The sequence below is a fragment of the Mesorhizobium sp. M0293 genome (assembly GCF_040321735.1).
Classification (GTDB): Bacteria; Pseudomonadota; Alphaproteobacteria; order Rhizobiales; family Rhizobiaceae; genus Mesorhizobium.
In genome coordinates this window covers 1-4,815 of the sequence record NZ_JAMYSA010000209.1, presented here as the reverse complement: position 1 = coordinate 4,815, position 4,815 = coordinate 1, and the positions used below count along the sequence as shown (strand labels likewise).

Annotated in this window: 6 protein-coding genes and 1 pseudogene; 5 read left to right on the top strand and 2 right to left on the bottom strand. The window is 63.2% G+C overall.

Annotation, left to right across the window (positions count from 1 at the left end; translation table 11 throughout):
* The 5 genes from NKJ06_RS34350 to NKJ06_RS34330 all read left to right on the top strand — a co-directional run.
* The coding region (locus NKJ06_RS34350; RefSeq protein WP_352812361.1) for an FAD-dependent oxidoreductase at nt 1-538 on the top strand (538 nt) is incomplete at its 5' end.
* Nucleotides 507-704, top strand: coding sequence for a sulfur carrier protein ThiS (gene thiS / locus NKJ06_RS34345; protein WP_031253541.1), 198 nt, complete (start codon nt 507-509; stop codon nt 702-704). The genes NKJ06_RS34350 and thiS, both read left to right, overlap by 32 nt.
* 1 nt (nt 705) lies before the next feature.
* Nucleotides 706-1,479, top strand: coding sequence for a thiazole synthase (locus NKJ06_RS34340; RefSeq protein ID WP_352812359.1), 774 nt, complete (start codon nt 706-708; stop codon nt 1,477-1,479).
* Nucleotides 1,476-2,081, top strand: coding sequence for a thiamine phosphate synthase (locus tag NKJ06_RS34335; protein ID WP_352812358.1), 606 nt, complete (start codon nt 1,476-1,478; stop codon nt 2,079-2,081). Before NKJ06_RS34340 ends, NKJ06_RS34335 begins: the two co-directional genes overlap by 4 nt.
* Nucleotides 2,072-2,896, top strand: a complete 825-nt coding sequence (locus NKJ06_RS34330) for a hydroxymethylpyrimidine/phosphomethylpyrimidine kinase (RefSeq protein WP_352812355.1) — start codon at nt 2,072-2,074, stop codon at nt 2,894-2,896. Before NKJ06_RS34335 ends, NKJ06_RS34330 begins: the two co-directional genes overlap by 10 nt.
* Nucleotides 2,897-2,917: 21 nt before the next feature.
* Here NKJ06_RS34330 and NKJ06_RS34325 read toward each other — a convergent pair.
* Both NKJ06_RS34325 and NKJ06_RS34320 read right to left on the bottom strand, forming a co-directional pair.
* Nucleotides 2,918-4,374 (bottom strand): annotated as a pseudogene (locus NKJ06_RS34325) (NAD-dependent succinate-semialdehyde dehydrogenase).
* Nucleotides 4,375-4,519: 145 nt separating this feature from the next.
* Nucleotides 4,520-4,815 (bottom strand): aminotransferase class III-fold pyridoxal phosphate-dependent enzyme (locus NKJ06_RS34320; RefSeq protein ID WP_352812353.1); only part of this gene is annotated, 296 nt, incomplete at its 5' end.

Genomic DNA, 4,815 nt, shown 5'->3' with positions numbered 1-4,815 from the left:
CGAGTTCCGCTTCGGCGCCGACGCCCAGCATGTTTTTGGTTTCGATCGTCAGATCGACTGTACGGGAATGGCGGCGCAAAATGACAGGTTGCGTGGCGTTCGCGGCGAAATGCTCACCCTGCGTATCCCTGATATCTCGCTGTCGCGCCCCGTCAGGCTGCTGCATCCCCGCTTTCCACTCTATGCAGTGCCGCGCACCGACCACCGTTTCATGATTGGTGCGACGATGATTGAAAGCCGGTCCGTCGGACCGGTTACGGCGCGTTCGATGATGGAACTGCTGGGCACCGCCTATGCCCTCCACCCGGCCTTTGGCGAGGCCGAGATCGTTGAAACCGGTGTCGGCGTCCGCCCAGCCTTTCCCGACAATTTGTCGCGCGTCGAAACCAAGGGGGAAATCATTGCGATCAACGGGCTCTATCGTCACGGTTTTCTCCTGGCTCCCGCCATGGCGCGCCAGGCTGCCGACCTGGTTTTCAGTCAAGACAGAACCAAGGAGCTTGCTCATGAAACTGATGGTCAACGGCGAAGCGCATGAGGTTGCCGCCACAACGCTGGAGGCGCTGCTTGCCGCGCTTGACTATGAGGGCGATTGGCTGGCGACGGCCGTCAACAATGACCTGGTGCACAAAGCCAACCGGGCGGAATTCCAATTGAACGACGGCGACCGGATCGAAATCCTCTCGCCCATGCAGGGCGGCTAGCTTGTTCGACCTTCTCGGGACGACGCTTCCCTCCCGCCTGCTTCTCGGCACAGCTCAATATCCTTCGCCGGCCATCCTTGCCGATGCGGTCAGGGCATCGGGCACGTCGGTGGTGACCGTCTCTCTGCGCCGTGAGATGGCAGGCGGCAGGGGCGGCGAAAAATTCTGGTCGCTGATCCGCTCGCTGGGCACAAGGATCCTTCCCAACACTGCCGGCTGCCACTCCGTCAAGGAAGCGGTCATGACCGCAAAAATGGCGCGCGAGGTCTTCGGTCCGAGCTGGATCAAGCTCGAAGTGATCGGCAACCACGATACGCTGCAGCCGGATGTGTTCGGCCTGGTCGAAGCCGCCCGCATCCTGTGTGAAGACGGTTTTACGGTATTCCCCTATACCACCGACGACCTTGTTGTCGCCGAGCGGCTGCTGGGGGCGGGCTGTAACGTCTTGATGCCGTGGTGCGCGCCGATCGGTTCCGCCCTCGGACCGATCAACATCACTGCGCTGCGCTCGATGCGCGGCCATTTTCCTGATGTTCCGCTGATCGTGGATGCAGGGCTCGGACGGCCGTCACACGCGGCAACCGTTATGGAACTCGGCTTTGACGCTGTGCTCCTGAACACCGCGGTCGCCAAGGCGGCCGATCCGGTCGGCATGGCGCGTGCGTTCAGCAAGGCGGTCGAGGCCGGTCGTGAAGCCTTCAGCTCCGGAATGCTCGAACCGCGCGACGTCGCCGTGCCATCGACACCGACCATCGGCAGGGCGGTTTTCTTATGAAGCTCGATCCTTTCTACCTGATCGTCGACAGGGCTGACTGGATCGAGCGGCTGGTCCCGCTCGGCGTCAAGCTGGTGCAGCTTCGCATCAAGGCCATGGATAAGGCCGGGTTGCGCGCGGAGATCCGCAAGGCCAAGGCTTTATGCGCCCAGCACCAATGCCAGTTCATCGTCAACGACCACTGGCGCCTGGCAATCGAGGAAGGCTGCGACTTCGTCCATCTCGGCCAGGAGGATTTGCTATCCGCCGACCTCGCGCGGATAGGGGCAGCCGGCGTGAAGGTCGGGGTCAGCACGCATGATCATGTCGAACTGGAAACGGCCATGGCCGCCATGCCCAACTACGTCGCGCTCGGCCCCATCTACCCGACCATCCTGAAGACGATGAAATGGGCGCCGCAAGGGGTCGAACGGATCAGCGGGTGGAAGCACCGGGTCGCACCGATTCCCTTGATCGCCATCGGTGGCCTCAACCCGGACAGGCTCGACGGCGTCTTCGAGGCTGGCGCGGACAGCGCGGCGGTGGTGACCGACATCACGCTGAATGACGACCCCGAAGCGCGCACGCGGGAATGGATCGAAAAGACGGACCAATGGCGCTGAGGCGGGAACCGCATGTGCTTGTCGTTGGCGGGTCGGACTCCAGCGGCGGCGCCGGCATTGCGCGCGATATCGAGACGATCTCTTCCATTGGCGTGCGCACCTGCCTGGCTGTCACAGCGCTGACGGTGCAGACGCACGACGCCGTCATGGAAATCCATCCTTCGCAACCCGGTCTGGTGGCCGATCAGATGCGCGCCGCGCTGCAGGCCAACGAGGTGACGGCCATCAAGATCGGCATGCTCGCAACGGCCGAGATCGTCGTTGCCGTTGTCGGCGTGCTGCGCGAAAATCCGCAGGTGCCGACAGTGCTCGACCCCGTGCTGGCCTCGATCTCAGGCCGGGCGCTCCTGGAAGCAGGCGCCATCGCGGTCATGAAGCGCGATCTGATGCCACTTTGCCATGTCGTCACACCCAATCTCATCGAGCTGGGGCTCCTTATTGGTACAGAGCCGGTAGCGGACGAAAACGGCGCCTTGCGGCAAGGACAAGAATTACTGGCGGCCGGAGCGCAGACCCTGCTGATCAAGGGCGGCCACGCATCGGGACCGCGATCGACCGACATTCTGTTGCGCCGCGATCAAGAACCAGTCCGTTTCGACACACCGCGCCTTGCCACGTCGATGCGGGGGACGGGTTGCATGCTGGCCAGCGCGATCGCCGCGCATCTGGCGAAGGCGAGGTCCCTTGAAGACAGCGTTCGCAGAGGCAAGCTGTTTGTTTTCGAAAAGCTGCAGAAGAATGGTTTTGTGGTAGACTGTCCGACCTCTGAGAGTAATGGTGATAGCTTGTGCGGCTGTTCTCTGGAGGTGGTGTGAGGCGTTGGCAAAGCCGGCCCACTAGAGGCCGAGGCCGCCGATGCAGACATATTTGGTGTCGAGGTAGTCCTCGATGCCCTGATGTCCGCCTTCCTTGCCAAGACCGGATTCCTTGACGCCGCCGAACGGCGCTTCCGGCGTGGTGATCAGGCCTTCATTGACGCCGACCATGCCGTATTTCAGGCCTTCCATGACCCGGAAGGCGCGGCCGAGATCGCCGGTGTAGAAATAGGCGGCCAGGCCGAACTCGGTGTCGTTGGCAAGCGCAATGGCTTCCTCTTCGGTCTCGAACTTGAACACCGGCGCGACCGGGCCAAAGATCTCTTCCTTCATGAAGCGCATTTTCGGCGTGGCATTGGCGATGACCGTCGGCTGGAAGAACGAGCCGCCAAGCGCATGGCGCTTGCCGCCGGCAACGACCTTGCCGCCCTTCGACGTCGCATCGGCGATCAGTTCCTCGACCTTCTCGACCGCCTTCTCGTCGATCAGCGGCCCCTGCTGGACGCCCTCTTCGAGGCCCGAACCGACCTTCAGGCCGTTGCTGGCGGCGGCGAGCTTCTCGACGAATTTGTCGTAGACGCCGGCCTGAACCAGGAAGCGGTTGGTGCAGACGCAGGTCTGGCCGGAATTGCGATACTTGGCCGTGATGGCGCCGGCAACGGCCCGCTCGACGTCGGCATCATCGAAGACGATGAACGGCGCATTGCCACCAAGTTCCATCGACACTTTCTTGACGGTGACGGAAGACTTCTGGATCAGCATCTTGCCGACCTCCGTCGATCCGGTGAAGGTGATCTTCGACACCAGCGGATTGGCGCAGATCTCGTCGCCGATTTCGCCGGCAGCACCCGTCAGGATGTTGATGACGCCCTTGGGGAAGCCGACTTCCTCGGCCAGCGCGCCCCAGGCAAGGCCGGAATAAGGCGTCTGCGTCGCCGGCTTGACGACGGCAGTACAGCCTGCGGCCAGCGCCGGGCCGAGCTTGCGGGCAAGCATCGAGGACGGAAAGTTCCACGGCGTGATGGCGGCGATGACGCCGACCGGCTCCTTGGTCACCAGGATGCGGCGGTCCGCCCACGGCGACGGTACGACGTCGCCATAGGTGCGGCGGCCCTCTTCGGCGAACCACAGGATGTAGGACGCGGCCGAGCCGATCTCGCCCTTGGATTCGAACAACGATTTCCCCTGCTCGATGGTCAGCAGTTGGCCAGCACGTCTTGATTGTCCATCATCGCGTCATGCAGCTTGCGCAGCAGCTTCGAGCGCTCGAGCGCAGTGGTCTTGCGCCATGTCTTGAAGGCGGTCGCGGCGGCCTCGATGGCGCGGCGGGTCTCGGCCTTGCCCGATTTCGGCACGGTGCCGATCTTGAGGCCGGTGGCCGGGTTGTTGACGTGGACCGTCTGGCCGCTATCGGCCTGCACCCACTCGCCGTTGATGAGATTGGCCTGGCGCATGAAATGGCTGGTTTTCTGAAGCATGGTCTGGCCTCCGTTCGGCTTCTGGTGATCAGGATTCGATATGCTGCGGCTCGCGCCTTAGCGAAGCGCCCTTGTCGCACGGCAGAACGACACCGCCGGCCGCGTTCCAGCTATGCACGATGTCTCGCCGCCTCGCCCCGCGGGTTCATGCCGACTGGCCAGTTCGCGGATATGCCGCCGCGGTCTCATCAAGAGCTGCCCGAATGCCGTCAACCATGGCATCAATCTCGTTGGGGGTGATCACATACGGTGGGCAGATCGCCAGCACGTCGCCCATGTTGCGGATCATAACCCCGTGCTCGCGGCACCGCCGCTCGACATCCGTGCCAATCCGGAGCTCCGGCGCGAAGGCGCGACGGGCGGCGCGATCCTCGACGATCTGGATCCCCGCGATAAAACCGCGGCCGCGGACCTCGCCGACCAGTGTATGGTCGTTGAGCG

Coding starts and splice junctions, on each gene's coding strand:
- NKJ06_RS34335 (WP_352812358.1), top strand. CDS start 1,476: ATGAAGCTCGATCCTTTCTACCTGATCGTCGACAGGGCTGACTGGATC.
- thiS (WP_031253541.1), top strand. CDS start 507: ATGAAACTGATGGTCAACGGCGAAGCGCATGAGGTTGCCGCCACAACG.
- NKJ06_RS34330 (WP_352812355.1), top strand. CDS start 2,072: ATGGCGCTGAGGCGGGAACCGCATGTGCTTGTCGTTGGCGGGTCGGAC.